We start from the raw sequence: 25,364 nt of genomic DNA on the forward strand, positions 1-25,364 counted from the left end.
TCAAGACCGTGTGGGTATTTCGAGGAAACAAACGATTGGAGCAACCGCCATGGAAACCGGGGTGGACCTTGCAGGGCCAGAGGGCCGTGCCGGCCGCGAAGGCAGGATGAAATACTTCACGTCATCGGATGGGTTGAAGCTTGCCTATTTCGATGAGGGCTCCGGCATGCCGATGGTATGTTTGCCGGGTCTCAGCAGGAACAGTGAGGATTTCGAACCGGTTGCTGCGGCTTTCAGTGATCGGGCCCGGATCATCCGTCTCGATCTGCGCGGACGTGGAGAATCGGAATACGACAAGAATTTCTCGAACTACAATGTCATGGTCGAAGCTAGGGATGTGGTGGAACTGCTTGACCATCTTGGCCTGGATCGCGCCGTCGTATTCGGTACATCTCGCGGCGGTCTTATTGCGCTCGCTCTGGCCGGAACTGAACGTGGTCGGCTTTCGGGTATCATTTTCAACGACATTGGTCCGCATATCGATCCGACGGGAATGGCACGGATCGTTCGGACCCTTGGCATTCTGCCCCCGGAGGAGACGCTCGAGCCCTACATTCGCCGTTTTGCGGCCGAGAGCGCGGAACAGTTTCCCGGCGTGACCTACGAACATTGGCGCACCTATGTCAGCCGGACATTGCAGGAAACACCGGATGGTCTCGAATATCGTTACGACACGAAGATCCGTGACGCGGTGCTCGCGAGCCTTGAGGCCGGAAACTGGCCTGACCTCTGGCCGCTCCTAGATCAGTGCGAGGGGTTGCCTCTCCTGTTGCTCAAGGGTGAGAACAGCGACATCCTGTCTTACGAAACCGCCGAAGAAATGCACCGCCGCCGACCCGACATGGACTACGTCATCGTCAAGGATCGGGGGCATATCCCGTTCCTCGATGAACCCGAAGCACAGGCGGCGATCGGCAAATACATAGAGGCTCTGAAGAATTGACTGACATACGGCGCATCGAAGCCGCTCGCACACGGCTTGCGGGCAATATTCGTCGCACACCGCTTCTCCATGCGCCTTCCCTCGATCGGATCGCGGGGAGGCGTATTCTCGTGAAGGCCGAATGCCTCCAGATCACCGGGTCCTTCAAGGCGCGCGGGGCCTGGTCGGCGATCTCGGCGCTTCCCGAGGACGTGCGGGCGCGGGGGATCTTGGCCTATTCCTCCGGGAACCATGCGCAGGGCATAGCCTGGGCGGCAGCGAAGCACGGGGTATCGGCGGTGATCGTGATGCCTGAAGATGCGCCGGCTGCGAAGGTTGCCGGGACCAAGGGATATGGTGCGGAAGTCGTGCAGTACGATCGCGCGCGGGAGAGTCGCGAAGACATCGGTCGCGCCTTGGCGGCCGAGCGTGGCCTCACACTCATACCCCCGTATGATTTCCCTGACGTGATCGCAGGCCAGGGTACTGCCGGGCTGGAAATTGCCGAGCAGGCCGCGGAGGCCGGGGTGAACCAGGCGGACGTGCTGGTCTGTTGCGGAGGTGGCGGGCTGTCTTCCGGTATCGCGCTGAGCCTTGCTGCAACGGCTCCCGGGCTCAGGATGCGGCCTGTCGAGCCCGTCGGGTTCGACGATGTGAAGAGATCGCTCGAAACGGGCGAGCGGCAGAAGAACGCGGCACTGACGGGCTCGATCTGCGACGCAATCCTGACGCCCGAGCCCGGAGAGCTCACGTTTCCGATCCTTAGGCAGCACGCCGGGCCGGGCCTGCTCGTTTCGGATGAGGAAGCGCTAGAGGCCGTGGGGCTAGCCTATCGCCACCTAAAAATTGTGGTCGAGCCCGGTGGAGCAGTCGCACTGGCGGCGGCGATGTTCCGGTCCGACGAGGTCCCAGGTGATGCGGTGATCGCGGTCGCGAGCGGCGGAAACGTGGATTCCGCGCTGTTCTCCAAGGCAATAGCAAACGCCTAGAGAGACCGACGTGGCGGCCGGGAAGACAAGATCCCGTACCGCCAAGTCATTAAAATCAGGGCAGTTCGGGCGCGATCAGAAAAAGCGCCTGGAGTGCGAGGCCGGGCTGCGCGCCGGCGAAATTGTCCGCGAAGGTCTGTTCGACGGTTCCATTCGAGTAAAGGTGGCTGAGAGCGCGATCCACGGCGAGGCGGAAATCCGCATCGCCCCGGCGAAGGGCAAGCCCCTGCTTCTCGACTGTCAGGGTATTGTCGGAAATGGCGAACCGCTCGGACATGTCGCTTCTGTAGAAGAGCCCGTAGAGGATCGACTGGTCACCGAAATAGGCGGAGATCTCCCCATTTTCCAGCGCGGCGAGACCGGCTTCGTGATCCTCAAAACCGATGATTTCTGCCGAGAGTTCAGCAGCTTCCAGGGAGTTTGTCAGAATTTCCTGTGTTGTCGTGCCGCTCCGGACGCCGATGGATTTCCCCTCGAGTTCGGAGAGATCTCTCTCTGCCTCGATCGGCATGAGGACGGCGGTGCCATCCACGAAAACCGGCAGGGAGAAGTCGACCTGTGCCCGGCGCTCGATGGTGATGGTCGCGGCGCCGCAGAGGAGATCGATTTCGCCGTTGGCGACTTTTTCAAAACGATTCTCGGTGGTTACGGGGATGAAGTTCGCCGTGAGGTCGTCCAGATCAAGGTCGATGGCCAGAAGCTCCGCCACGCGGGCGCAGAGCATCGGCGTGTAGCCGCGAGGCTGATTGCCCTCACCGAGATAGGACAGGGGGGCTGCATCGGTTCGAAAGCCCAGCCGTAGCTCGCCTGTTTCTTTAATGCGATCAATGGTTTGCGCCGACGTGGGCAAGGCGGCGAAGGTCGCGAAAAGGGCTAGGGCAATGCTGACAGCGCGTCTCATATGGGCTCCGGGACTGAAATTTGCGCGCAACCTATCCTGCATGGAACGGGGTTCCAAGCCGGCACCGCTCACGAAATGTGACCCGCAAATACGGCAGGATTCGCTGTATGGAAACAGTATGGATTCGATATGGAAACCATACTTACGCGCGACCATACGAACCGAATGTGCAACGGCATGACCGCGAGGGCCATGCCGGAACCTTCTACTGCGTGAGACCGCCGAAAATCGACTGCACTTCGGCGGCGACCGCTTCACCGAGAACTCTGTTTGATTGGGCGGTAAAGTGGATGCCATCCACCCCGTCGGTCTCGATCACCGAGCCGGCCGCGAAGGAATACTCCCCGGCAAGATCGGCGACCTTGGCATAGATTTCAGCCAGGGCCGCGCTCTTCTCCTTGCTCGTTTCATCGAAGGCTTCCCGTGCCTCGACCCCGATCTCGTCGCCGAGCGGTGGCGGGCTGATGAGCAGGACGCGCGGAGCGGGATTCTCGGTGAAGGCCCAGGGCGATTCATGAACGATGTTGATCAGCTCGCCCGCGCCGAGCCCGATTTCCAGTGGCGTGCGGTCGAGATAGGTCTTGGTGTCGTTCGTGCCGAGCATGATGATCACGAGATCGAGGGGATCGTGGCTCATGAGCGCCGCGGGCAGATACTCAGACCCGTTGAGAATGTCATCGGTCGGATCGTCGATGTTCGTGGTGCGGGCGCTCAGGCCCTCGACGACGATGCTGTAGTCGTCACCAAGCGTCTCGGCCATGGCGGCAGTCCAGCGGTCTTCCGGAGCGTGCCGGGTGGTCGGAACCACGGGGGAGGTCGGCACCCATCCCCATGTGAGACTGTCTCCGAAGACGAGGATGTTTTTGGTCTCGGAGTCCTGGGCGAGGCCGGGGCTTGCAGCCGCACCAAAGAGCGTGGCCAGGAGAACGGCGGTGCCGACGTGTTTCATGTGGGGTTTCCTCTTCCGGTGCGCGACGGTTGATCCGCCGCGTCATCCGCCTGTATCCGGCGGTTCGTGAGGTTAGCCCGGCCCGTTGCCTTGCGCGAATTGCGACCATTGTCGGGGGTGAATTCGCCTTTGACAGGTGGCAGCGCGGGGAAGGGGTGCCCCCGGAAAGGGAGGGCGGCATGTGCGACGATGGCGGGGTTGCGGTGCCCGGTTTCGCTCTCGGAACGGTGAACGGCTTCGTCGATCGTGGCGAGCGATATGGGGAAGTCGACGGGCAGCACCCTGGGGTGTTCGGGAATATCGTCCGGGACATTCCCGAGGTGCTGCCTGAAGTTTCGGCGCCGCCGCATCCGGAAATTACCGTGGTGCGGAAGCGCCGATGTGCCGGAGGTCTACCCGTCGGCGCGGATGGTCGCGTTCTTCGGGTCGTAGGGCGAGTCCTCGGTGATTTCGGCGTCCCAGAGCCGGTCGAACATCTTCACCTTCAGCTTCGTGCCGGGTTTCGCGAGATCGGGGCGGACATAGCCCATGCCGACCGACTTGCCGAAGGCCACGGAATAGCCGCCCGAGGTCAGCCGGCCGACCTTGGTGTCGCCATCATAGAGGGCTTCCCGGCCCCAGGGATCGGCATCTTCCGGTCCGTCGATCAGGAGCGTGACGCAGAGCGAGCGGATGCCTTTTCCCTCCATCGCGGCCTTGCCGTGGAAATCCTTGGACAGGTCCACGAAGCGGTCGAGCCCGGCTTCGAGCGGCGTGGCGTCCCGGCCCAGTTCGGTGCCGAAGGCGCGGTAGCTCTTTTCCTGCCGCAGCCAGTTCTGCGCGCGGGCACCCACGAGCTTGAGGCCATGCGGTTCGCCGGCTTCCATGAGCCTGTCGAAGAGGTGGTTCTGCATCTCCATCGGGTGATGCAGCTCCCAGCCGAGTTCGCCGGTGTAGGCCACGCGGATGGCGGTGGTGGGCACCATCTTCAGCTCGATGTTCTGCGCCGAAAGCCACGGGAAGCGCTTGTTCGACAGGGCGGTTGCGGGCTCGGGGTCACTGATGAGCTGCGAAAGGACATCACGGGATTTCGGGCCCGCAATGGCAAAGACGCCGAACTGGGTGGTGACGTCCGCCAGATACATCGGGCCGAACTCGGCGATCTTGTCGTCGATCGCCTTCATCAGGAAGTCCTGATCGTAATTGTGCCAGGCGCCGGCGGAGACGAGGTAGTAGCTGTCCTCGCCGGTGCGCACGATGGTGTATTCCGTGCGCGTGGTGCCATTGGCCGTGAGCGCGTAAGTCAGGTTGATGCGGCCCACCTTCGGCAGCTTGTTGCAGGTAAACCAGTCGAGAAACGCGGTCGCGCCCGGCCCGGTCAGCACGTGCTTGGTGAAGGCGGTCGCGTCGATCAGGCCCACGCCTTCACGGACGGCCTTGGCTTCCTCGGCCGCATACTGCCACCAGCCGCCACGGCGGAAGGAGCGCGCGTCGTGGTCGTTGAAATCCTTTGGCGCGAAGTAGTTCGGGCGCTCCCAGCCGTTCACGCAGCCGAACTGCGCGCCTTGCGCCTTCATGCGGTCGTAGCAGGGGGCCGTGCGCAGCGGGCGACAGGCCGGGCGCTCCTCGTCGGGGTGGTGGAGGATGTAGACGTGTTCGTAGGCTTCCTCGTTCTTGCGCGCGGCGTATTCGGTGGTCATCCAGTTGCCGAAGCGCTTGGGGTCGAGCGAGGCCATGTCGATCTCGGCTTCGCCTTCCGTCATCATCTGGGCGAGGTAGTAGCCGGTGCCGCCCGCCGCCGTGATGCCGAAGGAGAAGCCCTCGGCGAGCCACATGTTGCGCAGGCCGGGCGCGGGACCCACAAGCGGGTTGCCGTCGGGGGTGTAACAGATCGGGCCGTTGAAATCGTCCTTGAGACCGGCGTTCTCGGAGGACGGGATGCGGTGGATCATCGACATGTATTCCTCCTCGATCCGGTCGAGATCGAGGGGGAAGAGGTCAGCGCGGAAGCTGTCAGGCACGCCCCATTCGAAGCGCGCGGGCGCGTTTCGCTCGTAGGGGCCGAGAATCCAGCCGCCGCGTTCCTCGCGGACATACCATTTGGCATCGGCGTCGCGCAGGACGGGATGTTCACCGTGGGTCTTGCGATACTCGAGCAGCGCCGGGTCGGGCTCGGTGACGATGAACTGGTGCTCGACCGGGATCGCGGGCATCTTGATGCCCAGCATCTTCGCGGTGCGCTGGGCGTGATTGCCTGATGCCGTCACCACATGTTCGGCGCGGACCTCGAAGGTTTCCTCGGAGGGCACGAGGTTGCCTCCTTTTTCCACCATCTTGCAGCCACGGACGATCCATTCGGAGCCGGTCCATTCGAAGCTGTTGACCTGTGCCTTGCGGACGATCTCGACCCCGCGCTGGCGCGCGCCCTTTGCCATGGCCTGGGTGACATCGGCGGGGTTGATGTAGCCGTCGGTGGGGTGAAAGAGCGCGCCTTCGAGATCCTCGGTGCGCACCAGCGGCCAGCGCTCCTTGATCTGGGCTGGGGAGAGCCATTCATAGGGAATGCCCACGGTTTCGGCGGTGGTGGCATAGACCATGTATTCGTCCATGCGCGCCCGTGTCTGGGCCATGCGGAGGTTGCCGACCACGGAAAAGCCCGCGTTGAGGCCGGTTTCCTCCTCAAGCGTCTTGTAGAGCTTCACGGAGTAGTCGTGGATGTGGCTCGTGGCGAAACTCATGTTGAAGAGGGGCAGGAGGCCTGCCGCGTGCCATGTCGAGCCGGAGGTCAGCTCGTCGCGCTCGAGCAGGAGCACATCCTGCCACCCTGCCTTTGCAAGGTGATAGGCGATCGAGGCTCCGACCGCTCCGCCACCGACAACCAACGCCCGTACATGCGACTTCATTTCCGCGACTCTCCGTGTGGGGTTCCGGGATGCACTCTGCCCGCTCGGGCGCGCGTCCGCCGCAGTTTGCCCGACGAAACGAGGTGCGATTGCGACGTGGGCATGGCTAAAATGCGGGCATTGCTTGCAGGATGAGGGCAGAAACGCTACTTAGCCGCAGGGGTCGGCATGTCCGCTTGCGGGCAGAAATGCCGACGTGACCGGGGGAAGATGCACATGATCGTGTGCAAGACGAAGGCGGAGTTGCGGTCTCAACTTGCGCGATTGCGGCGCGAGGGCGATCTGGGATTCGTGCCCACGATGGGTGCGCTGCATGACGGGCATATCGAACTGGTGCGACAGGCGCGCCGGGAGAATGCCCGCGTGGTCGTGTCGATCTTCGTCAATCCGACGCAATTCGGTCCCAACGAGGATTTCGAGGTCTATCCGCGCGACGTAGACGGTGACCGCGCCAAGCTCGAGGCCGCGGGCGTCGATGTGCTGTTCCTGCCCGAAGTCGCGGAGATCTACCCGGAGGGCAGCGAGACCGTTGTCGAGACGCAGCATCTGGCGCGGATCCTGGTGGGCAAGCTCCGGCCGGGGCATTTCCGCGGCGTGACGACGGTCGTGGCGAAGCTCTTCAACCTGGTTCAGCCCGAGCGCGCCTATTTCGGCGAGAAGGACTACCAGCAGCTCCAGGTGATTCGCCGGATGGTTGAGGATCTGGACTTCCCGATCGAGGTCGTGGGCGTGCCGACGGTGCGCGAGGCGGACGGGCTTGCCATGTCCTCTCGCAACATGCGGCTGACGCCCGAGGATCGTGCGGCGGCTGTCGTGCTCAACCGCGCGCTCGATGCGGCGCAGGCCCATGTCGCCGAAGGGCCCACGAACGTCACAAGTCTTCGCCGGCTGGTGCATGAGACCCTGGCCGAAGAGCCGCGGGGCACGGTCGAAGCCGTCGATATCCGTTGCGCCACGACGCTGAACCCTGTGCGCGGGGCAATCGAGAAGCCGGTGGTGATCCTGCTGGCCGTGCGGTTCGGCGATGTGCTTCTGATCGATCAGCGTGTTGTCGCCCATCCTGCCGTTGCATGGAGAAATGCCGCCGAATGAGCGCAGAAACCCGTATCCGCCGTGTCACGGTCCCACAGATCGCGGCACGCAAGGGCGGTGAGCCGATTGTCGTGCTCACCTCCTATACCGTTCAGCTCGCGGCCTTGGCGGACCGTCACAGCGATGTTCTCCTTGTCGGGGATTCGCTGGGCATGGTGGCGCATGGGATGGAAACGACCATTCCGGTGACGCTCGAGCACATGATCCTGCACGGGCAGGCGGTGGTGCGCGGCTCGAAGCGTGCGCTTGTGGTCGTGGATCTGCCGTTCGGCAGCTACGAGGAAAGCCCGCAGACAGCTTATCGCAATGCGGCACGGGTGATGAAGGAAACCGGCTGCGGCGCGGTGAAGCTCGAGGGCGGCGCGCGCATGGCCGACACGATACGCTTTCTCACCGAGCGCGGCATTCCGGTGATGGCGCATATCGGGCTGACCCCGCAGTCGAGCCATGTGATGGGCGGGTTTCGCACGCAGGGACGCGACCGTTCGACCTGGGGGGCGCATCTGGAGGATGCCCGCGCGGTCACGGAAGCCGGGGCGTTTTCGGTGGTGGTCGAAGGCGTGGTCGAGCCGCTTGCGGCCCAGATCACCGAGGCCATCGCGATCCCGACCATTGGCATCGGGGCCTCGGCCAGATGCGACGGCCAGGTGCTGGTGCTCGAGGACATGCTCGGGCTCAGCCCACGGGTGCCGCGTTTCGTGAAGCGCTATGCGGAGCTCGGCGAGATCGTCGATGGAGCCGTGAGCGAATACGCGCGCGACGTGCGAGCGCGCAGCTTTCCCTCCGAAAAGCACACCTATCCGATTGAAGACTAGGCAAGGGACCGCCGGTCGCCCCCGCCGCCAATCAGTCATCGGGAACCTTTTGGCCCCATTCGCATTTGTTTCGACACCGGTCGGACCAGGCTGGCCCGACCAACTTCTCAAGGGGGGTCGAAATGAAGAAACTGGTGGCTTTCATTCCTGTCTCGATGCTTGTCGCGGCCTGCGCGTCTGGCGAACCGGAGCCGCTGCTGATCTCGTCCGTGACGGTGAACACCGATCTCGCGGCGATCCAGAGCAGAGAAGCCGTCGAATACTGGCAGGATCTGAGCAGCGATCTGGAAACCGCGATTGCGGCCGAATTCGCGGGCAATATCGACCCGACAGGGCGCCCGGTTACCGTGGATATCGATGAGTTGACCCTGGAGGAGACCTTCACGGCGGGCGCCTCGCTCGATACCGCACGGCTTTCAGGCGTGGTGAGCCTCGGCGATGTCGCGCCCGATGGGGTTCCGGATCCGACATGGACCGTGACGGCGACCGCGCAGGATGCGACGCCCTATGTCCAGGAGGGCGGCACGATACAGGTCAATCCCACCACGCCCGCCTATTATGATGCGATCGTGAAAGCCTTCGCGGACGGGGCGGCAGACACATTGCGCTCGGGCTCTTGACCCTTTCCGGTCTGGGGGCGAAAGTCCGGCCTTCGCCCTCAACCGTCAAGAGAATCTCATGAACGCCCTGCTCGATACCTGGAACACGCCCTTCGGGCTGCCGCCCTTTGCAGAGATCGAGAACGACCAGTTCGGACCGGCCTTCGAGGCCGCGCTTGCGGAGGCGCGCGCCAATATCGCTGCAATCGCGAATTGCGGAGCGGTGCCAACCTTTGCCAACACGATCGAGGCGATGGAGCTTGGCGAGGATCTGCTCGACCGGGTGGCCTCGGTGTTCTTCAACCTTGCTGGCGCGCATACGAATGACGCACTTCAGGACCTGCAACGGGAGTTGAGCCCGAAACTCGCGGCCTTCTATTCGGAAACGATGATGAATGCCGCGCTTTTCGCGCGTGTGAAGGCTCTCTTCGATGTGCGCGAGACGCTGGGGCTGAATGCCGAGCAGTTGCGCGTGCTCGAGCTTTATTACCGCATGTTCGTGCGGGCGGGCGCACAGCTCGAGGGGCCGGCTCGGGACAGGCTCGCGGAGATCATGCAGGAACTGGCCCGGCTCGGGACGAGTTTCTCGCAGAATGTTCTGGCTGACGAGAAGGACTGGTTTCTTCCCCTGCGTCCGGAGGATCTCGAGGGGCTTCCCGGCTACCTCGTCGCGGCTGCCGCATCCGCCGCCGCCGAGCGCGGGCAGGAGGGGCATGTCATCACGCTCTCGCGGAGCCTGATCGTGCCGTTCCTGCAAACCTGCCCGGATCGCGGATTGCGCGAGAAAGCCTTCAAGGCCTGGATCTCCCGCGGGGAGAATGGTGGCGAGACCGACAACCGCGAGATTGTCGCACGCACGCTGGCGCTGAGAGAAGAACGCGCGAAGCTGCTAGGATATCCCAGTTTTTCCGCCTTCAAGCTCGAGCCTGAGATGGCGAAGACACCTGCGGCGGTGCGCGATCTGCTGATGGCGGTCTGGGGGCCGGCACGCGCGCAGGCCGAAGCCGATGCCGCGAAGCTCGAGGACCGGTTGCACGCGGACGGGATCAACGGCGACCTCGAGCCCTGGGACTGGCGGTATTATTCCGCCGCGCGCCAGCGGGAGGAGCACGATCTCGATGAGGCGGAAGTGAAGCCCTACTTCGAGTTGAACGCGATGATCGATGCGGTCTTCGATGTGGCGCACCGGCTGTTCGGACTGAGTTTCGAGCCGGTCGACGTGCCGCTCTATCATCCGGACGCGCGGGCCTGGGAGGTGAAGAAGGGTGCGCGCCACATGGGGCTCTTCATCGGCGATTACTTCGCCCGCTCTTCGAAACGGTCCGGCGCGTGGTGCTCGTCCTTCCGCAGTCAGAAGAAGCTGGGCGGCGACGTGCGGCCCATCGTGCTCAATGTCTGCAATTTCGCGAAGGCGCCCGAGGGCGAGCCGAACCTGCTGACTTTCGATGATGCGCGCACGCTGTTCCACGAATTCGGCCACGCGCTGCACAACCTGCTCTCGGATGTGACCTATGCCTTCGTGTCCGGCACGAGCGTGGCGCGGGACTTCGTGGAACTGCCAAGCCAGCTTTACGAGCATTGGCTTGAGGTGCCCGAAATCCTAAAGACCCATGCGCGCCATTCCGAGACCGGGGAACCCATGCCGCAAAATCTGCTCGACCGGCTGATCGCGGCGTCGAACTATGATCAGGGCTTCGCGACCGTGGAATATGTGGCGTCGGCGCTGGTGGATCTCGATTTCCATTCGGGCCCGGCGCCGGCCGACGCGATGGCGCGTCAGGCGGAGATCCTCGCCGGTCTTGGAATGCCACGCGCAATCGTCATGCGCCATGCGACGCCCCACTTCCAGCATGTGTTCTCGGGCGACGGATACTCGTCGGGCTACTATTCCTACATGTGGTCAGAGGTCATGGACGCGGATGCCTTCGCGGCCTTCAAGGAAACCGGGGATGCGTTCGATGCGGGCATGGCGGAGCGCCTCGAGCGGCACATCTACAGTGCGGGCGGCGGACGCGATGCAGGCGAACTCTACATGGCGTTCCGCGGCCGGATGCCCGGTGTCGATGCGCTTCTGGAACAGCGTGGGTTGAAGCCTGTGGCGGCCTGAGCGAGAGGGCTCGGGCGTCAGACCGGGTCCTTGTGGATCAGCACATCCGCGTCGGGCAGTTCCGCGACGATGGCGCGCTTGACGCGGGCGCCGACCGCATGGGCCTCGTGGAGGGTGAGGTCCCCGTCGATCTCGAGATGGACCTGGATAAAGACGCGGGAGCCAGCGGTGCGCGTCTTGAGGTCGTGAAAGCCGCAGACACCTGGAAAGCCGGTGATGATCTTCTCGACGCGGGCGATCTGGCCCCGATCCGCCCGGCGGTCCATCAGCGCGTCCCAAGCGCCGCGCCCGATGGAGGCGGCCCCGAACAGCAGGATCCCGCAGGCGACAAGGGCAATCACCGGATCGAGCCAGCCAATGCCATGCTGCTTCGAGGCGTAGAGCGCGGCCATGGCACCTGCCGCGGGCAGGAGGTCAGAAAGGTAATGCAGGCGATCGGCCGCCACGATGCGTGAGCCGGTCTGCGCCGCGACGCGTCCCTGCCAGATCACGAGGGCGAGCGTGAGGACGATCGAGAACCCCATCACCGCGAGCCCCTCGCTCTCGGCCCGCAGCGGGGCAGGCGAGGGCAGGCGCATGAGGGCCTGTGCGGCGATGGCGAGCCCGGTGATGCCCACGAGGACGGATTGTGCGAGCGCGATCAGATCCTCGACGGAGGTATGGCCGAAGGCGTGTTCCTCGTCGGGCGGCTTGGAGGCGTAGAAGATCCCGAGGAGCCCTGCAGCGGATATCGCGAGATCCATGGCCGAATCGATCAGCGAGGCGGCGACGGAGAGGGACTCCGTGGTCGCGAATGCCCAGCCTTTGGCGATGACGAGACAAAGCGCCACCGCCACCGAGGCGCAGCCGGCGGTGATGTTGAGCCTGTTCCGGGTCTGTGTTTCGGCCTGAATCATGCTGCTGAACTTGCGTCTGTTGCGCTGCGAGATCAACAGGCGCTGATGTGCGAAAAGCCTTAAGATTAAGGTGATGAAGCGGATGAATCCAAAATAAGGAGGCCTTCGGACAAATTCGCCGGGGGCACGTCTTTTGCCATTGGCAAGTTCTTGCCTATTAACTTTTTGTGCGCTAGTTGCGCTTTCTTCGCCGTTTGCTTACGAAGCGTTTCGGTGCGATGCTTGGCCAAGCATCGTCTAGCTGCCTGTGCGAAAAACGAATTCGTGATTTATTTAGAAACTTAGTTTTTGTTTCCCTTGTCAAACATTGCTAGACTAAATAAATGCTTGTTATGCTCTTAATGCAGGCGATGGATTTGAGGGCTCAAGTTAAATCACGGGAATCCCGTCAGAAGCTTCGGGTCCGGACAGAGTAGAGGCGAAATGAACGAAGAGAACGATATCAACCGCGGCGATGTCCTGGCGCTTACTGCCGAGATCGTCTCGGCCCACGTAGCAAACAACTCCGTAGGGCACGGAGAGGTTCCCGACCTTATCCAGTCCGTTTTCGGAAAGCTGACGGAACTTGCCGCTGGCGAGGAAGTCGCAAGCGTGGAACTTACACCTGCGGTTCCGATCCGCAAGTCCGTTACGGATGATCACATCATCTGTCTTGAAGACGGCAAGAAGTTGAAGATGCTCAAGCGGCACCTGATGACCGCTTACGGCATGACGCCGGAAGAGTATCGGGCAAAATGGGGTCTGAAACCGGATTATCCCATGGTTGCGCCGAACTACGCCGCCAAGCGGCAGGAACTTGCGAAGAAGATCGGTCTGGGCCGCAAGCCCCGCAACTGACGATCTTGGAACTTGCGCGCGGTTTCGCGCGACTGTAGGTGGGCGCGCAGTGCTATGATTGCGCGCCTTTTTCTATTTCGGGAAGCGACATGTCCGGGGCCAGTAAGAAACTGTTCATCAAGACCTACGGGTGCCAGATGAACGTATATGACAGCGAACGGATGGCATCGGCGCTCGCGCCGCAAGGCTACGAGACCGTGGACAGCCCGGACGCCGCCGATCTCGTTCTGCTCAATACATGCCACATTCGCGAGAAGGCCGCCGAGAAGGTCTACTCCGAGCTTGGGCGGCTCAGGGTGCTCAAGGCCGAGAAGCCCGATCTGCGGATCGGGGTCGCGGGCTGCGTGGCGCAGGCGGAAGGCGTGGAGATCGCGGCGCGCGCGCCCGTGGTCGATCTGGTCGTCGGGCCGCAGGCCTATCATCGCTTGCCGGACATGCTCGACCGGGTGAGCGGGGGTGAACGTCCCGTGGAGACGGATTTCCCGAGCGAGGACAAGTTCGACCATCTTCCGCGGGAGAAGCGGCGTCGGGGACCCTCGGCATTTCTGACTGTCCAGGAGGGATGCGACAAGTTCTGTGCGTTCTGCGTTGTTCCCTATACGCGCGGTGCCGAGTTTTCCCGCCCGTCGGAGCGGATCGAGGCGGAGGCGCGCGACCTGGTGGACGCGGGCGTGGCCGAGATCACGCTGCTCGGACAGAACGTGAATGCCTATCGGGACGAGACGGGAACGAGCCTCGGGGCGCTGATCGGACGACTGGCGCGGATCGAGGGGCTGGAACGCATCCGCTACACCACTTCGCACCCGAACGACATGGAAGACGATCTGATCGAGGCCCACGGGCAGGAGGCGAAGCTCATGCCCTACCTGCACCTGCCGGTTCAGGCGGGCAGTGATCGCATCCTGAAGGCCATGAATCGGAAGCACACGGCGGCCGAATACATCGACCTGTTGGGTCGTATTCGCGCCGCGCGCCCCGATATTGCGCTTTCGGGCGATTTCATTGTCGGCTTCCCGGGGGAAACGGACGCGGATTTCGAGGACACGCTGCGACTGGTGGAAACGGTGGGTTACGCGCAGGCTTATTCCTTTGCCTATTCGCCGCGTCCGGGCACCCCGGCGGCGGACCGCGACGATGTGCCGCAGCAGGTCAAGACCGAGCGGCTCCACCGGCTTCAGGCGCTTCTTTCGGCGCAGCAGACCGCGTTCAACCAGAACCTCGTGGGGCGCAGCCTGCCGGTTCTCCTGGAAAAGCGCGGACGGATGCCGGGGCAGCTTGCCGGGAAGTCTCCCTATCTCAATGCCGTGCACCTTCAGGCGGATGAGGCGCTGATGGGGCGTGTGGTGACGGCCAAGATCGTCGAGGTCACCGCCAACTCGCTTGCCGGTGTGATCGCGGCCTGAACGCAACCAAAAATCTTGCGCAGTGCGTCCGGCTGGGGCACTGTCGCTCCTGCGTCTGCACTCATTGCGTTTCCGGAGGACCATTGGCGATCAACGCCCCTCAATCCGCCCCAAACCCGGATGATCACACTGATAGCGTTCTCGAATTTCCGGACAATCGACTTCTGATCGACCTCTGCGGTGAGCTGGACAGGAATATTGTCCAGATCGAGGAAAGGTTGGGAATCGCGATACACCGGCGGGGCAATCACCTCGCCCTGCATGGTGGGACCGACGAGCGCGAGAATGCCGAACGCGTTCTCCGCGCGCTCTATGCACGGCTCGAACAGGGCCGTCCGGTGACGCCTGGCGATATCGATGCATCGATTCGCATGTTGCCCGGTGAGACCCCGCCACCGGAGGAGGATCGCGCGCCGTCCGATCAGCTTGAGATGTTCGGGGCGCAGCGCATGGAGATCCGCACCCGGCGTAAGGTCGTCGAGCCGCGCACCGCCGTGCAGAAGAACTACGTCCAGAACCTCTTTGAGCATGAATTGGTCTTCGGGCTTGGTCCTGCCGGAACGGGCAAGACCTATCTCGCGGTGGCAGCGGGTGTCTCGCTCTTCATCGAGGGGCATGTGGACAAGATCATCCTGTCCCGTCCTGCTGTCGAGGCGGGCGAGCGGTTGGGATTCCTTCCCGGTGATATGAAGGACAAGGTCGATCCCTACATGCAGCCGCTCTACGATGCGCTCAATGACTTCTTCCCCTCGAAGCAGGTCCAGAAGCTCATCGAGGAACGGCAGATCGAGATCGCACCGCTTGCCTTCATGCGTGGCCGCACCCTGTCGAATGCCTTCGTGGTGCTCGACGAGGCTCAGAACGCCACCACGATGCAGATGAAGATGTTCCTCACGCGACTGGGCGAGAACAGCCGCATGGCCATCACGGGCGACGTGACGCAGATCGACCTGCCGCGGGGCGTGATGTCCGGGCTGATCGAGGCTGAACGGGTGCTGCGCGACGTGAAGGGCATCGGTTTCACGCGGTTCACCGCCGAGGATGTCGTGCGCCATCCGCTGGTTGCGCGGATCATCCGGGCCTATGATTCTGCCAAACCCTATGACAGCTGACCCCGCGCCGGGCGCGGGCCTTGTCGAGGTGGTCATCGAGGAGCCGCGCTGGTCCGATCTGGATATGGGCGGGCTTGCGGAGCGGGCTGCGGCGGCCAGCCTTGTGGCCGTCGGGATGACCCCGGCTGGGCATGAAATCAGCCTTCTTGCCTGCGATGATGCGCGGATCGCGGAGTTGAATGCGGCCTTTCGGGGCAAGGAAAAGCCCACGAACGTGCTTTCCTGGCCTTCAGGCGAACTCGATGAGCCCGCCAGGCCGGGTCTGGAGGAGGAGGCGATCTTCCTGGGTGATCTGGCGCTGGCCTTCGAGACCTGTTCGGCGGAGGCTGCCGAGGCGGGGCTGTCACTGGAGGCGCATGTGACCCACCTCGTCGTTCACGGAGTGCTTCATCTTCTTGGCTTTGATCACGAAGAAGATGAAGAAGCGGATGAGATGGAAAGAATCGAGATCAAAACACTTGCAAGTCTGGGTGTGGCGAATCCATATACTTGAACTTGGCGCCGTTTGCGGCGTGAAATGCGGATAGGAGACATGGGCGAAAAAGCCGACGGGACGGGCCAGACCGGCCAATCCCGTGACGAAAGCGGAGACGGAGAGAGTCCGGGGCTTTCGAATTTGATAGCGCGTCTGCTCGGATGGCAGAGCGAGGAACACGACGGGGACACGAAGGACGAGCGGGAGCAGAGTGCCGTGGCGGCAGCTGAACAGCTGCGTGCGCGCAACATGCTCGTCAACCTTCGCAACATGCGGACATTGCGGGTCGAGGACGTATGCGTGCCGCGGGCCGATATCGTCGCCGTTGCGGTGGATGCAGAGATCGACGAGGTTCTGGACGTTTTTCGCGAGCACACCTGGTCTCGCGTGCCCGTCTATGACGACACGCTCGATCAGCCGCTGGGTCTGGTTCATTTCAAGGATTTCGCGCTGAGTTTCGGGTTCGGCCCGTCCAGTGTGGCCTTCAATCTCCAGGACCTGGTTCGGCCGTTGCTCTATGTGCCGCCGTCGATGCCGATCGGCGTCTTGCTGCACAAGATGCAGATCGCGCGTATCCACATGGCGCTGGTGATCGACGAATACGGCGGCGTGGACGGGCTCGTGACCATCGAGGACCTTCTCGAGCAGATCGTGGGCGACATTGCCGACGAGCATGACGAGGACGAGAACAAGACCTGGATTGAAGAGGGGCGCGACGTCTACGTGGCGGCGGCGCGGATGGATCTCGAGGATTTCGAGGCGGCGTCGGGCGTGAGCATTTCCCTTCCCGACAAGGAGGAGGAGGCCGACACGTTGGGTGGTCTCGTCTTCCGGCTTGCGGGCCGTGTGCCCGAGCGCGGTGAGATCGTGATCCACGAGGATGGCCACGAGTTCGAGATCCTCGACGCGGACGCCCGGCGGATCAAGCGCCTGCGCGTGCGACTGAAGCGCAATGGCGAGGCCGGACGCTTGCAGGAGGCGGCCGAATAGGCCTTCTCGCGGGGATAGGTGGCGGGCATCTGTGCCAGGTCGAGTTTGGCCAGGCCCGGACGCTCGTCGTGGCCGCCGCTGCCGGGGCTTTCATGGGGTTGGCGCAGGCGCCGGTCTCTTGGCCTTTGGTCTATGCGTTCGCGTTGCCCCTGTTGTTCTGGCTGCATGGCAGAACGCAGAGAGGCTGGACCGGGTTCCGGATCGGCTGGGCGGCGGGCGCGGGCTATTTCACGGTTGTGCTGTTCTGGATCGTCGAGCCGTTTCTGGTTGATATCCGCACCCATGGCTGGATGGCGCCCTTCGCCCTGATCGGCATGGCTGGAGGCCTCTCGCTCTTCTGGGCGGCGGCCTTCGGCCTGACGACATTCCTGCGTCCCAAACCTCTCATGCGGGTGATCTGCCTCGCGTCACTCTGGACGCTGGCTGAGTATGCGCGCGCGCATGTGCTCACCGGGTTTCCCTGGGGGCTGCTCGCCTACGGCTGGATCGATACGCCCGTCGCGCAAGGGCTTTCACTGGTCGGGCCGCATGGGCTCGATTTCCTCACGATGCTTGCAGGCCTCGCGCTCGGGTTGGCGCGGCCGGCTGCGGTTCTGGCCTCGGTGGCACTTGTCGGCGCACTTTGGGGGTTCGGAGCCTGGCGGCTTTCACAGCCCGTCGAGTTGCGGCCGGACGGTTTCGTTGTGCGGGTGGTCCAGCCCAATGCAGCGCAGGACATCAAGTGGCAGCCGGGAATGGCGCAGGTTTTCTACGAACGCCTGCTCGCGGAAACCGCGGCGCGGGCGGAAGGAGTGGCCCCAAGTGCAGTCGTGTGGCCCGAGACGGCTGTGCCTTTCCTGCTTGGAGAGCGACCGGAACTGCAAACCGAGATCGCAGGTGTCGCGGGTCCGGACGCGACGGTCGTGCTTGGATTGCGGCGGCGCGAATGGCAGCCGGATCACCCCGCTGGAGAGGCCTGGTACAATTCACTGGCCGTGCTTGCGCCGGAGACGGGGGACGCGCTCGCGGTCTATGACAAGCACCATCTCGTGCCGTTCGGCGAGTATTTTCCGCTCGCGAAACGGGTCGCGGGTCTGGGTTTGCCGGGGCTGACCGGACTGACCGGGACGGGATTCGATGCGGGTCCTGGCCCGGTGATCATGTCAGAAACCGGGCTTCCGCCCTTCCTTCCGCTGATCTGCTACGAGGCAATCTTTACCAATGAGGCAACTATTCCGGAGGTTCGACCGGACTGGTTCGTGCAGATTACCAATGACGCCTGGTTCGGAAAAATTTCCGGACCCTACCAGCATCTTGCGCAGGCACGCGCGCGGTCAATCGAATACGGTTTGCCGCTCGTTCGGTCAGCCAATACGGGAATATCAGCAATTACAGACCCTTACGGAAGAGTTCTCGCAAGCATTCCCCTTGGCCGCCAGGGTCACGCAGATGCCCAACTCGCTCTTCCACTGGAAGAAACAATCTATATGCGAGTGCGCAATTGGCCGCTTGTATTATTAATCCTGCCAATTTTTCAGTTAACTTTATCAAAAGTTTATGGTGGAATGCTTCGTCAACCCGGACAATAAAACGCTTCAGCGTAGGCCGTAACTTTGACTTGTGGAAAACATCAAGCTGCACGCTTGTTGCTCGCGAAAATGGTTGCTGCCGTTTTGCCTGTAGGGTGGGGTTGAAGTGGATAGTTACACGTTTGCAAATGAAGTCGACAAGCATGTCGGGCAGCGGATCAGAAGCCGTCGGGAATCTCTGAAGATCAGCCAGGGCCGGCTGGGGCGTCAGCTTGGCGTCACGTTCTCCCAGATCCAGAAATACGAGAAGGGGTCGAACCGGGTTGGTGCCGGCCGTCTCTATCAGATCGCGATGTTTCTCGGCGTGACGCCGAACTACTTCTTCGAAGGTCTTGAAGGAGAGCAGGGGATCGAGCCGCAGAACTCCTCGACGCCCAGCTCGGTGAGCCCGGAAGAACTGAAGGCGCTGACCGATGCCTTCTCCAACGTGGACGACAAGGATACGCGTGCGTCCGTCGTTGCTCTCGTGCGCTCTCTGATGGGCGAGATCGAGAAGCGCAGCCTCTGAGTTGAAACTCGGAGTTGGAGCCGCGGGAACGCGCGGCCACAAGAACACCCAGGATCGGCAACGGGGCGCGCCGGCGAACCGGCCAATATCCCGAACTGCCGTGATCTCGGGGCACGCATCATCGCAAACCGTTTCGGTCAGTTGCAGATCCCGCCCGCGCGATGATCGGGCTATTTGCGTGTGCGAGCCCGCGTCTTTTTCTTCTGTGGGCGCATTCTCGGGCCCTGCGGCCCTTTCCGGTCGATCTCGAACTGCGGCATGGCCGCCACAAGGTCACTGAGCTTGCTGTAGCCGAAGGTGCGGGAATCGAACTCTGGCGAGAGGTTGTTGAGACGGTGCCCGACGATGCCGAGGCTGAGCCAGCCCTCCGCATCCCCTTCCAGTTCTCCGATCACCTTTTCGAACAGGGGAAGCGCCTCACCCGTCGGGGTGGCGGACTTTGCCTTGTCACCGTCGCTGCCACCGTTGACGAAGTTCTCGGTGAAGATGAAGCGGGTGCAGGCCTGGCGGAAGCTCTCGGGTGTCTTGCGCTGGCCGATGCCGTAGACAGCCACGCCCTGTTCACGGATGCGCGCGGCGAGCCGGGTGAAATCGCTGTCCGAGGACACCAGGCAGAAGCCGTCGAAACGCCCGGAATGGAGAAGGTCCATCGCGTCGATGACCAGGGTGATGTCGGAGGAGTTCTTGCCGGTGGTATAGGCAAACTGCTGCTGCGGAAGTATGGCGTGGCGCGACAGGATCTCGGCCCAGCCCTTCAGGTGGCCGTCGGAAAAATCGCCGTAGATCCGCCGCAGGCTTGCCTCACCGATGCGGGCGACCTCATCGAAGAGCCCGTCGGCGATCTTCGGCGAGGCGTTGTCCGCGTCTATCAGCACGGCAAGCCGCGGGGATTGCTCTTCGTTGGCCATCAGCGCAGCGCATTCAGCAGGTCGGCACTGGCGAACCCGTCCGGGGTCATGCCGTTCGCCGATTGGAAACGCCGGATGGCGGAGGCGGTATCCGGCCCGATCACGCCGTCCGCACCGCCGGTATCATAGCCAGCGGCGGTGAGACGTTCCTGCAGTTCGATCTTTTCGGTGCGGCTCAGGGTGCGTTCCCCCCGCGGCCAGGGCTGCACGAAAGGGGCGCCACCGCCGATGCGGTCCCCGAGATGGCCGACGCCGAGGGCGTAGGACGTGGCGTTGTTGTAGCGTTTGATGACGTAGAAATTCTGGTAGACGATGAAGGCCGGGCCGCGCGCACCGGCCGGAGCGATGATCGCCGCCGGGCCGTAGTCGGGCAGGGTGGTGCCGTTCATGGTCCGCACCCCTGCCGTCCGCCACTGGCTGACAGAGCGGCGATTGGAGTCGTCCGCCAGCGCGTAGTTGAAGCCAGCGGGCAGGCGAACCTCCATGCCCCAGGGCGCCCCCGACTGCCAGCCGGCGCGCGAAAGGTAGTTCGCGGCGGAGGCGAGCGCATCGACCGGCGAGTCGGACCAGACATCGCGTCGGCCATCGCCGTTGAAATCAACGGCATAGCTCAGGTAGGAGGTCGGGATGAACTGGGTGTGCCCCATTGCGCCGGCCCAGGATCCGATCATGTTGGCCGGCTGGGTATCGCCTGCCTGGATAATCTTGAGCGCGGCGATGAGCTGATCTTCGGCGAAACTCTTGCGGCGTCCTTCGTAGGCCAGTGTCGCCAGCGATTCGATCACCGGAATGTCGCCACGATAGGTGCCGTAATTGGTCTCCATGCCCCAGATCGCCAGAACCGTGTCACTGTCGACCCCGTAGGTCTGCTCGATGGCGGCCATGGTGCTGGCGTATTCCGCGCGACGCGCCCGGCCGTTGGTGACGCGATCGGGCGAGGCCGCGCTGTCGAGATACTCCCAGATCGGTTTGGTGAACTCGGCCTGGCGGCTGTCGAGCCGCATGACCTCCGAATTGACACCGACACCGCGAAACGCCGCATCGAACACGCTGGGCTGGATGCCTTGCGCGATGGCCCGGCTGCGGAAACCGGACTTCCAGGCCCTGAAGCTCTCGGGCTGCGGCGACTGGCTGCGGGCCATGGGCGGCGTGTTGTTATAGGAGGAGTTTGCATTGACGCCGCAGCCGCCCGCGACCAGCGCGATGACGAAAAGGGCAAGTGGAAACGACTTCAAGGCCAGCCTCCTGCTCGATTGGCTTTTTATTGTTCGGCAACTCTACTCTCGCGTGTGCCTGAAAGATAGGGGACGTGTCCGGTTTCTTCGATGAAATGCACGCATCTCAACCGCGCTCCGGAAACGTGAAGGCCGCGAAATCCCGGGCGAAGACTTCGCGGAGATGCTCGCGATCCGCCGGGCCGATCAGGGACTCGCGCGCGGTGGCGCCGGTGGAGATGTTCTTGCGCGGCAGGCGCAGATCGGGGAGCTCGAGGCGCTCGGCCACACGCGCGAAATCGCTTTCGTGCTGGCCAAAATATCCGATGAAATCGACAATCGTCGCGCCGGTTTCGTCCTGCACGGCGTCGCATTGGCAGCGGGAGGCGGGGTCGCGGAAGAAGGAAGGGTGCCGGATGAATTCGGAGAAGGTTTCGGTCTCGCGATAGGCGGTCATGCCGGGCCAGATCAACGGATCGGAGCCTGAGAAATAAGGCAGCTTGAAGCGGAGATTGCGCAGCCCGCCGGCGTCCCGCTTCTCGGAGACCATGGCGAAATAGCGGTAGAGGGATTCGGTGCGCTCGAACGGGTGGCGGACGAAGGCGAAGCTGAAATAGCTCTCCCAGGTCTCGGGGCCGAGAAACTCGCGGATCTTCGTGGCGTGGCTGTGTTTCTCGAGGCCGTATCTGCGCTTGTACTGGATGTTTCGGAGCTTGCCCATCGGAGTGGAGCCGATCACGAGATCGCCCGGACCAAGCTGGCCTGCGAGCGCGGAGGTGATGGATTCCCCTGCGGTCTTGTGGATGTGGACGAAGACGAATTTCCGGGTCTTCGATATAATCATTCGGCCAGGCTCCCTGGGGTGCGGCCCCCGCTGGTCTCGGGGCCGCCTCACGCGCGGGGCGAGCATAGGGGTGGCCCCCCGAGGAACACAAGCGCCAAGCGCCCGACAGGCCGATGGACGGGCGGCGGAATGCCAAGGCAGGGGTGTCCGGGCAGGTGCCGGGAGGTTTGGATTGCCCGTGACCGGGACTAGCGTTTGCGGGTCTTCGATTTGCGGATACGGGAGCGCGACAGCTTGCGGCGGGGCGGTCCGCCTTTTGAGCGCCGCGAGGGTGTCGGCACGCCGCGGCCTTCGATCTCCAGCAGGTCGAAGAGTAGCCCGCCGGTGATGGGCGCCGCTTCCTGGAGGCGGACGAGAACGCGCTGGCCGAGCCCGATGACACGGCGGGATTTCTCGCCGGTGAGGGTCTGGGTTTCCGGGTCGTGGCGGTAATACTCGGTTCCGATGGCGGAGATCGGCACGAGGCCGTCGGCACCGGTTTCGTCGAGTTTCACGAAGAGGCCGAACCGCGCCACACCCGCGATCGTTCCGGGAAATTCGCTGCCGATCCGGTCGGCGAGATAGGCCGCGAGGTAGCGGTCGGTGGTGTCGCGTTCGGCCATCATCGAGCGCCGCTCGGTCATCGAGATGTGCTCGCCGGTGCGGTCGAGCTCGATTTCCTCGTCGCGCGAGAGGCCATCATCCCCCCAGCCATGGGCGCGGATCAGCGCGCGGTGGACGATGAGGTCCGCATAGCGGCGGATCGGCGACGTGAAGTGGCCGTAGCGCGGCAGGTTGAGGCCGAAATGGCCAAAATTCTCTGGCGTGTAATACGCCTGTGTCATGGAGCGCAGGACGCTCATGTTGATCATTTCGGCATGTTCGGTGCCGGCGACGCCATCAAGCAGGCGGTTGAGCTGTGATGTCTTGAGAACCTGGCCCTTCGCCAGAGAAAGGCCCACGCTTTCGGCTGTTTCGCGCAGGGCTTCGAGCTTCTCGGGGCTCGGCTCCTCGTGGACGCGGTAGAGCAGGCGGATGCGCTTTGCCTCGAGCGTTTCGGCGGCAGCGACATTGGCGAGGATCATGAAGTCCTCGATCACCTTGTGGGCATCGAGCCGGTCGCGAAAGGCGACGGACAGGACCTCGCCTGCTTCGGAAAGGACGATCCGGCGTTCGGGGAGGTCGAGGTCAAGTGGCTCGCGGGCAGCACGCGCCTTGTGGGCGGCGCGCCACGCGGCCCAGAGAGGGTCGATGACGCTTTCCTTCAGAGGCGTGGTGCGTTCGTCCGGTTTGCCATCCGCCGCCGCTTGTGCCTGGGCATAGCTGAGGCTGGCCGGAGACTTCATGAAGCCGCGGGTGAAGCGATGGTCGATCTTGTTGCCATGGGCGTCGAGCACCATGCGAACCGCGATGCAAGGACGCTCCACGCCTTCGTGAAGCGAACAGAGATCCCCGGAGAGATCCTCGGGCAGCATAGGCACAACCCGGTCAGGAAAGTAGGAGGAGTTGCCGCGACGTAGGGCCTCACGGTCCAGTGTGGAACCCGGTCGGACATAGTGGGCGACATCGGCGATGGCGACCCACACGACGAAGCCGCCGGGGTTCTTCGGATCATCGTCGGGCGCCGCGCAGACGGCGTCGTCATGGTCGCGGGCATCTTCGGGGTCGATCGTGACGAGGGGCAGGTCGCGCAGATCCTCGCGCTGGCCAAGCTGTACCGGCTTCGCGTCCGCTGCCTCTGCGAGTGCGGTTTCGGGAAATTCGTCCGGGATTCCATGCTCGTGAATCGCGATGAGCGACACCGAGCGCGGGGCGGAGGGGTCACCGAGTCGTGCGATGATGCGGGCGCGCGGCATGAGGTGCGAACGGGCGGTGCCGGATTGCTCCGCCTCGACAAGTTCGCCGTCCTTCGCACCGGACGTAAGACCCGGCGGTACCAGCCAGTCTCGGTCGGTGCGCTTGTCTATGGCGCCGATTCTCCCGCCTTCGGAGGTGGCGTGGAAGATACCGATGACACGCTTGGGGCCCATGCCGATCCGCCGGATGACCTTGGCGGTTAGCGGCGCCTCGGGGTCTTCGGTGCGGATCAGTCGGCCGAGAAGCCTGTCGCCGGCGCCGAGCGCGGGGTCGTCGCGCCTCGTGGTGATGAGGACGCGGGGGGCGGGATCGTCACCTTCCCATTGCATCGGCTCACCCCAGAGATCGCCGGAAGAATCCGGCCCCGTGACGCGCAGGACGAGCACCGGAGGCAGTTCCCCGGCGGGCCGCACGCGGGAGCGGTTGCGGTCGATCAATCCCTCGCGAGTCATCTGGGCCAGGAGCTGCTTGAGCTCGATCTTCAACGCGCCCTTGAGGCCAAAGGCGCGTGCAATCTCCCGCTTGCCCGACTGGCTTGGGTTCTCACGGAGAAAGGCGATGATCTCGTCGGGTGTCGGCAGTTGCTTCATGGCGCTGCGTTAGCACGAGGAGCGAGCACTGGCACCCGAAAACTGGCGAAAGTCCGGCTTGCCGACGTGTGGGCTGTTCCCGGTGCAACCCGACAATTTCGCGGTATGGAATCGATATGGTTTGCGTATGGCAACCGTATGGCAATTTGCCATAGCCCGCAAAATCCCGAAGGCTGGCAGAGCAAGGGTATTGCCCGAATGAAACGGGGCCGCGCAGGAAAGCGCGGCCCCGTATCGTGAAGGATCGAGAGGGGGAGAAAAGATCAGGCCTCCGGCCCGGACATCTGCTTCGCGCTGAAGGTCTGTTCACCCAGGCGGTCAATCAGGCTGATCTGCTGATCGAGCCATTCCTTGTGACCTTCCTCGTCAAGAACGAGTTCCTCGAAGAGCGCGCGGGTTCCGATGTCGTTCTCCTCATAGGCCTGCTTGGCGGCCAAGGTGTAGAAGTTGATGGCCTCTTCCTCGTCGGCGACGTCGGCCTTGAACATTTCCAGGAGGGACTCGGACTTCTTGGGCTTCTTGTGGAAGTCGATTTCCGGTGTGCCTTCGAGAAACAGGATGCGCTCGATGAACTTGTCCGCGTGGCCAAGCTCTTCCTGCATCTCTTCGCGCATCTTGGCGGCGAGCAAGTCGAGACCCCAGTCGTCCAGCACATGAGCGTGCAGCTGATACTGGTGCGCTGCGGTCATTTCCATCTTCATGGCTTTCTGCAGGTTCTCGATCGTCTTGGCGTTGGACATCTTCGGTTTCCCTTCTCTCAAGCTACTGGGACCGCGAGCATCCGGATGACGCTTGCGGCCTGCCGGAACGGGTCCGGCGATACATTCGAAGTAATGAATGCGTAATTCACCCCCTCGATTCTTCAAGGGGGGAACTAGTGCAGGATTTTGTCGGGAAAAGGGCGATTGGCGGTATTCCGCGCCTCAT

23 protein-coding genes are annotated in these 25,364 nt (G+C 63.1%); 13 read left to right on the forward strand and 10 right to left on the reverse strand.

Annotated features, from left to right (window positions below):
- Positions 1 to 49 precede the first annotated feature (49 nt).
- The gene (locus ACP15W_RS00700) at positions 50 to 943 is read left to right on the forward strand and encodes an alpha/beta fold hydrolase (protein ID WP_424930902.1); all 894 of its coding nucleotides are present in this window, start codon (positions 50 to 52) and stop codon (positions 941 to 943) included.
- Entirely contained in the window at positions 940 to 1,911 is a 972-nt protein-coding gene (locus ACP15W_RS00705; protein ID WP_424930903.1) for a threonine ammonia-lyase, read from the forward strand. Before ACP15W_RS00700 ends, ACP15W_RS00705 begins: the two co-directional genes overlap by 4 nt.
- A gap of 55 nt (positions 1,912 to 1,966) precedes the next feature.
- On the opposite strand, the gene ACP15W_RS00710 is transcribed toward ACP15W_RS00705, so the two are convergent.
- From ACP15W_RS00710 to ACP15W_RS00725, 4 genes are all read right to left on the reverse strand, one after another.
- Positions 1,967 to 2,812, reverse strand: a complete 846-nt coding sequence (locus ACP15W_RS00710; protein ID WP_424930904.1) for an amino acid ABC transporter substrate-binding protein — start codon at positions 2,810 to 2,812, stop codon at positions 1,967 to 1,969.
- A 205-nt stretch (positions 2,813 to 3,017) separates the two neighbouring features.
- Entirely contained in the window at positions 3,018 to 3,761 is a 744-nt protein-coding gene (locus ACP15W_RS00715) for an SGNH/GDSL hydrolase family protein (RefSeq protein WP_424930905.1), read from the reverse strand.
- Positions 3,758 to 4,111, reverse strand: coding sequence for a hypothetical protein (locus tag ACP15W_RS00720; RefSeq protein WP_424930906.1), 354 nt, complete (start codon positions 4,109 to 4,111; stop codon positions 3,758 to 3,760). The genes ACP15W_RS00715 and ACP15W_RS00720 overlap by 4 nt, the downstream gene beginning before the upstream one ends.
- A gap of 42 nt (positions 4,112 to 4,153) precedes the next feature.
- Positions 4,154 to 6,643 carry a GcvT family protein gene (locus ACP15W_RS00725; protein ID WP_424930907.1) on the reverse strand — a complete coding sequence of 830 codons (2,490 nt, stop codon included), beginning with the start codon at positions 6,641 to 6,643 and terminating at the stop codon, positions 4,154 to 4,156.
- Positions 6,644 to 6,859: 216 nt separating this feature from the next.
- Here ACP15W_RS00725 and panC point away from each other — a divergent pair, with 216 nt between their 5' ends.
- The 4 genes from panC to ACP15W_RS00745 all read left to right on the forward strand — a co-directional run bounded on the left by panC (position 6,860) and on the right by ACP15W_RS00745 (position 11,256).
- Entirely contained in the window at positions 6,860 to 7,735 is an 876-nt protein-coding gene (gene panC, locus ACP15W_RS00730; protein WP_424930908.1) for a pantoate--beta-alanine ligase, read from the forward strand.
- Positions 7,732 to 8,550 carry a 3-methyl-2-oxobutanoate hydroxymethyltransferase gene (gene panB, locus ACP15W_RS00735; RefSeq protein WP_424930909.1) on the forward strand — a complete coding sequence of 273 codons (819 nt, stop codon included), beginning with the start codon at positions 7,732 to 7,734 and terminating at the stop codon, positions 8,548 to 8,550. Before panC ends, panB begins: the two co-directional genes overlap by 4 nt.
- Positions 8,551 to 8,672: 122 nt before the next feature.
- The gene (locus ACP15W_RS00740; RefSeq protein WP_424930910.1) at positions 8,673 to 9,170 is read left to right on the forward strand and encodes a hypothetical protein; all 498 of its coding nucleotides are present in this window, start codon (positions 8,673 to 8,675) and stop codon (positions 9,168 to 9,170) included.
- 58 nt (positions 9,171 to 9,228) lie between these two features.
- Positions 9,229 to 11,256 carry a M3 family metallopeptidase gene (locus ACP15W_RS00745; protein ID WP_424930911.1) on the forward strand — a complete coding sequence of 676 codons (2,028 nt, stop codon included), beginning with the start codon at positions 9,229 to 9,231 and terminating at the stop codon, positions 11,254 to 11,256.
- A gap of 17 nt (positions 11,257 to 11,273) precedes the next feature.
- Here the strand turns inward: ACP15W_RS00745 and ACP15W_RS00750 are convergent, their stop codons facing one another.
- On the reverse strand, positions 11,274 to 12,152 hold the full coding sequence (locus ACP15W_RS00750; RefSeq protein ID WP_424930912.1) for a cation diffusion facilitator family transporter: 879 nt from the start codon (positions 12,150 to 12,152) through the stop codon (positions 11,274 to 11,276).
- A gap of 423 nt (positions 12,153 to 12,575) precedes the next feature.
- Here ACP15W_RS00750 and ACP15W_RS00755 point away from each other — a divergent pair, with 423 nt between their 5' ends.
- The 7 genes from ACP15W_RS00755 (at position 12,576) to ACP15W_RS00785 (ending at position 19,045) form a co-directional block, all read left to right on the forward strand.
- Entirely contained in the window at positions 12,576 to 12,989 is a 414-nt protein-coding gene (locus ACP15W_RS00755) for a MucR family transcriptional regulator (protein WP_424930914.1), read from the forward strand.
- An 89-nt stretch (positions 12,990 to 13,078) separates the two neighbouring features.
- Positions 13,079 to 14,392 carry a tRNA (N6-isopentenyl adenosine(37)-C2)-methylthiotransferase MiaB gene (gene miaB, locus ACP15W_RS00760; protein WP_424930915.1) on the forward strand — a complete coding sequence of 438 codons (1,314 nt, stop codon included), beginning with the start codon at positions 13,079 to 13,081 and terminating at the stop codon, positions 14,390 to 14,392.
- 83 nt (positions 14,393 to 14,475) lie between these two features.
- Positions 14,476 to 15,504 carry a PhoH family protein gene (locus ACP15W_RS00765; RefSeq protein WP_424930916.1) on the forward strand — a complete coding sequence of 343 codons (1,029 nt, stop codon included), beginning with the start codon at positions 14,476 to 14,478 and terminating at the stop codon, positions 15,502 to 15,504.
- Positions 15,494 to 15,997, forward strand: a complete 504-nt coding sequence (gene ybeY / locus ACP15W_RS00770) for an rRNA maturation RNase YbeY (RefSeq protein ID WP_424930917.1) — start codon at positions 15,494 to 15,496, stop codon at positions 15,995 to 15,997. Before ACP15W_RS00765 ends, ybeY begins: the two co-directional genes overlap by 11 nt.
- A 39-nt stretch (positions 15,998 to 16,036) precedes the next feature.
- Complete coding sequence (locus ACP15W_RS00775) at positions 16,037 to 16,969, forward strand: hemolysin family protein (RefSeq protein WP_424930918.1); 933 nt, start codon at positions 16,037 to 16,039, stop codon at positions 16,967 to 16,969.
- A gap of 68 nt (positions 16,970 to 17,037) precedes the next feature.
- Complete coding sequence (lnt, locus tag ACP15W_RS00780; protein WP_424930919.1) at positions 17,038 to 18,537, forward strand: apolipoprotein N-acyltransferase; 1,500 nt, start codon at positions 17,038 to 17,040, stop codon at positions 18,535 to 18,537.
- Positions 18,538 to 18,643: 106 nt separating this feature from the next.
- Positions 18,644 to 19,045 (forward strand): helix-turn-helix domain-containing protein, encoded by a 402-nt coding sequence (locus tag ACP15W_RS00785; RefSeq protein ID WP_424930920.1) that lies wholly within the window; start codon positions 18,644 to 18,646, stop codon positions 19,043 to 19,045.
- Positions 19,046 to 19,215: 170 nt separating this feature from the next.
- On the opposite strand, the gene ACP15W_RS00790 is transcribed toward ACP15W_RS00785, so the two are convergent.
- The 5 genes from ACP15W_RS00790 to ACP15W_RS00810 form a co-directional block, all read right to left on the reverse strand.
- On the reverse strand, positions 19,216 to 19,953 hold the full coding sequence (locus ACP15W_RS00790) for an NYN domain-containing protein (protein ID WP_424930921.1): 738 nt from the start codon (positions 19,951 to 19,953) through the stop codon (positions 19,216 to 19,218).
- The gene (locus ACP15W_RS00795) at positions 19,953 to 21,188 is read right to left on the reverse strand and encodes a lytic murein transglycosylase (protein WP_424930922.1); all 1,236 of its coding nucleotides are present in this window, start codon (positions 21,186 to 21,188) and stop codon (positions 19,953 to 19,955) included. Before ACP15W_RS00795 ends, ACP15W_RS00790 begins: the two co-directional genes overlap by 1 nt.
- Positions 21,189 to 21,294: 106 nt before the next feature.
- The gene (locus ACP15W_RS00800; protein WP_424930923.1) at positions 21,295 to 22,011 is read right to left on the reverse strand and encodes a sulfotransferase family 2 domain-containing protein; all 717 of its coding nucleotides are present in this window, start codon (positions 22,009 to 22,011) and stop codon (positions 21,295 to 21,297) included.
- Between the two features lie 188 nt (positions 22,012 to 22,199).
- Positions 22,200 to 24,437, reverse strand: coding sequence for a ribonuclease R (rnr, locus tag ACP15W_RS00805; RefSeq protein WP_424930924.1), 2,238 nt, complete (start codon positions 24,435 to 24,437; stop codon positions 22,200 to 22,202).
- A 263-nt stretch (positions 24,438 to 24,700) separates the two neighbouring features.
- On the reverse strand, positions 24,701 to 25,177 hold the full coding sequence (locus ACP15W_RS00810) for a bacterioferritin (protein WP_424930925.1): 477 nt from the start codon (positions 25,175 to 25,177) through the stop codon (positions 24,701 to 24,703).
- Positions 25,178 to 25,364: the final 187 nt, after the last annotated feature.

The organism is Amaricoccus macauensis (assembly GCF_049800915.1).
Classification (GTDB): domain Bacteria; phylum Pseudomonadota; class Alphaproteobacteria; order Rhodobacterales; family Rhodobacteraceae; genus Amaricoccus; species Amaricoccus macauensis_A.

Coding starts and splice junctions, on each gene's coding strand:
- ACP15W_RS00700 (WP_424930902.1), top strand. CDS start 50: ATGGAAACCGGGGTGGACCTTGCAGGGCCAGAGGGCCGTGCCGGCCGC.
- ACP15W_RS00710 (WP_424930904.1), bottom strand. CDS start 2,812: ATGAGACGCGCTGTCAGCATTGCCCTAGCCCTTTTCGCGACCTTCGCC.
- ACP15W_RS00715 (WP_424930905.1), bottom strand. CDS start 3,761: ATGAAACACGTCGGCACCGCCGTTCTCCTGGCCACGCTCTTTGGTGCG.
- ACP15W_RS00720 (WP_424930906.1), bottom strand. CDS start 4,111: ATGCGGCGGCGCCGAAACTTCAGGCAGCACCTCGGGAATGTCCCGGAC.
- ACP15W_RS00725 (WP_424930907.1), bottom strand. CDS start 6,643: ATGAAGTCGCATGTACGGGCGTTGGTTGTCGGTGGCGGAGCGGTCGGA.
- panC (WP_424930908.1), top strand. CDS start 6,860: ATGATCGTGTGCAAGACGAAGGCGGAGTTGCGGTCTCAACTTGCGCGA.
- panB (WP_424930909.1), top strand. CDS start 7,732: ATGAGCGCAGAAACCCGTATCCGCCGTGTCACGGTCCCACAGATCGCG.
- ACP15W_RS00740 (WP_424930910.1), top strand. CDS start 8,673: ATGAAGAAACTGGTGGCTTTCATTCCTGTCTCGATGCTTGTCGCGGCC.
- ACP15W_RS00745 (WP_424930911.1), top strand. CDS start 9,229: ATGAACGCCCTGCTCGATACCTGGAACACGCCCTTCGGGCTGCCGCCC.
- ACP15W_RS00750 (WP_424930912.1), bottom strand. CDS start 12,152: ATGATTCAGGCCGAAACACAGACCCGGAACAGGCTCAACATCACCGCC.
- ACP15W_RS00755 (WP_424930914.1), top strand. CDS start 12,576: ATGAACGAAGAGAACGATATCAACCGCGGCGATGTCCTGGCGCTTACT.
- miaB (WP_424930915.1), top strand. CDS start 13,079: ATGTCCGGGGCCAGTAAGAAACTGTTCATCAAGACCTACGGGTGCCAG.
- ybeY (WP_424930917.1), top strand. CDS start 15,494: ATGACAGCTGACCCCGCGCCGGGCGCGGGCCTTGTCGAGGTGGTCATC.
- ACP15W_RS00775 (WP_424930918.1), top strand. CDS start 16,037: ATGGGCGAAAAAGCCGACGGGACGGGCCAGACCGGCCAATCCCGTGAC.
- ACP15W_RS00790 (WP_424930921.1), bottom strand. CDS start 19,953: ATGGCCAACGAAGAGCAATCCCCGCGGCTTGCCGTGCTGATAGACGCG.
- ACP15W_RS00800 (WP_424930923.1), bottom strand. CDS start 22,011: ATGATTATATCGAAGACCCGGAAATTCGTCTTCGTCCACATCCACAAG.
- rnr (WP_424930924.1), bottom strand. CDS start 24,437: ATGAAGCAACTGCCGACACCCGACGAGATCATCGCCTTTCTCCGTGAG.
- ACP15W_RS00810 (WP_424930925.1), bottom strand. CDS start 25,177: ATGTCCAACGCCAAGACGATCGAGAACCTGCAGAAAGCCATGAAGATG.